This window comes from Clostridium luticellarii (genome assembly GCF_002995845.1).
Lineage (GTDB): Bacteria > Bacillota > Clostridia > Clostridiales > Clostridiaceae > Clostridium_B > Clostridium_B luticellarii.
Genome location: NZ_PVXP01000150.1, coordinates 1 through 1,492 on the forward strand (window position 1 = coordinate 1; position 1,492 = coordinate 1,492).

1 protein-coding gene is annotated in these 1,492 nt (G+C 29.5%); it reads right to left on the reverse strand.

Annotation, left to right across the window (positions count from 1 at the left end; all coding sequences use genetic code 11):
• Window positions 1-42: 42 nt before the first annotated feature.
• Window positions 43-1,311 carry a transposase gene (locus tag CLLU_RS18455; protein ID WP_106011213.1) on the reverse strand — a complete coding sequence of 423 codons (1,269 nt, stop codon included), beginning with the start codon at window positions 1,309-1,311 and terminating at the stop codon, window positions 43-45.
• Window positions 1,312-1,492 lie beyond the last annotated feature (181 nt).

Here is a 1,492-nt window from a genome sequence, read left to right on the forward strand (position 1 = left end):
TTAGAGTTTCCCCAAAATAAATTATTTCAGATATATCTAGGGCTATACTTCTAGTGCTTCAGCTATAAATAATTGTTGTGGAGCCTTGGTTTTTAAAACTGGTTGGATAAAATTTTTAATTCCAGTAAGTGTCTTTTTTAATATTGCATAAATACCATCGGCTACTGCATAATAATCAAATTCAGGTATTTTATAAATTCGATTGGAAAGTTTTTGTATTAATATATTCAGTATATTTTCTCCCCTTTTTTCTGAAAGCATGGCAATGAAACCTACAATTAAGGATAATAATAAATTCATAGTTCTTATGGAATTTAAACTTCTTACCCTTATATTTTCAAAATCAAACTGCTGCTTCTTAAATCTGAAGTACTCTTCTATCCTCCATCTTTTGAGATAAACCTGGATTATCGTGAGTGTTAATCTCTTATCATCGGGTTTAATACTGCTGATAAGCATCATAGGAACTTTTCCAAAACCTCTTATTACTACAAGAGTAAGTGGTTTATCAGGAATGTCCGGCAGGGCAATGGATATAAAACTAAACTTACATTTCTTCGCTTTGCCGGCTTTGTTTCTTACTATAGTTGAAAATCTTCCATGATATTTATTGGCAAGTTTTAATATATTAATAGATTTACCGTTATGGATGACATTTCTGTTACATTTAGCCCTTATAACAAAAGGCTCGCCACTATTTATGAAATATCTATAGAATTTTTTATCGTCAAAACCCCTGTCTAGAGCTCTGATACCTTTACTGCCAAAATGTTTCCTTATAAAATTTAAGCCCTCTAAAACTTCTTCATTTTCACTTACAAAATCAGTTTCTGCATTTGAATATATTTTCGAGTACACCGAGACAGGCATATTATATTTACTTGTCAATGCAGCTATTTCAAAGCAATTATACCCGTTAATATTAGTTTCACCAGTACTTCCATCACGAACTTTACCCATAGCTTCTAGAACTTTACTGTTTCTTTTAGTAATTTCAGAACCATCAACACAAAATACAGTATTATCATCAATGTATGGTTTTATCTTGGAAATGTAGTTATCTATTGCCACATTGTGTTTATTGAAGGTCTTAAGATTGTTGGAAAGTCTTTCAATGGTCTTTTTTAAAGAAATATTTTCTTTAAGTGCCCTTGATATATCACTCAGGAGTATAGTTTGATTTTCTAGAATTCCATAAATCATCTGTGTAATAAATTTATAAGACGGTTTTGATAGATTTTTACAGATTTTATTTGAAAAAGTTAATATTTTTCTTTTTATTTGGTATGATAATTTGTTATAATTAATCATGAATAAAACATCTCCATCTGCTTTTGATTTTTGGTTTTTAGCAAATTCATTATATCAAAAGACTGGACTGTTTTATTCATTTTTTATGCGATTTTATAAATCTGTGGATAATTCTAAAACTCAAAGTTACCTTATCCACAGTCGTTATCTAGTCATTTCTAAAAAAATGGGGAAACTCTAA

What these genes read in the sequence shown, in the direction of transcription:
- CLLU_RS18455 (WP_106011213.1), bottom strand. Translation starts at nt 1,311, where the DNA reads ATGATTAATTATAACAAATTATCATACCAAATAAAAAGAAAAATATTA.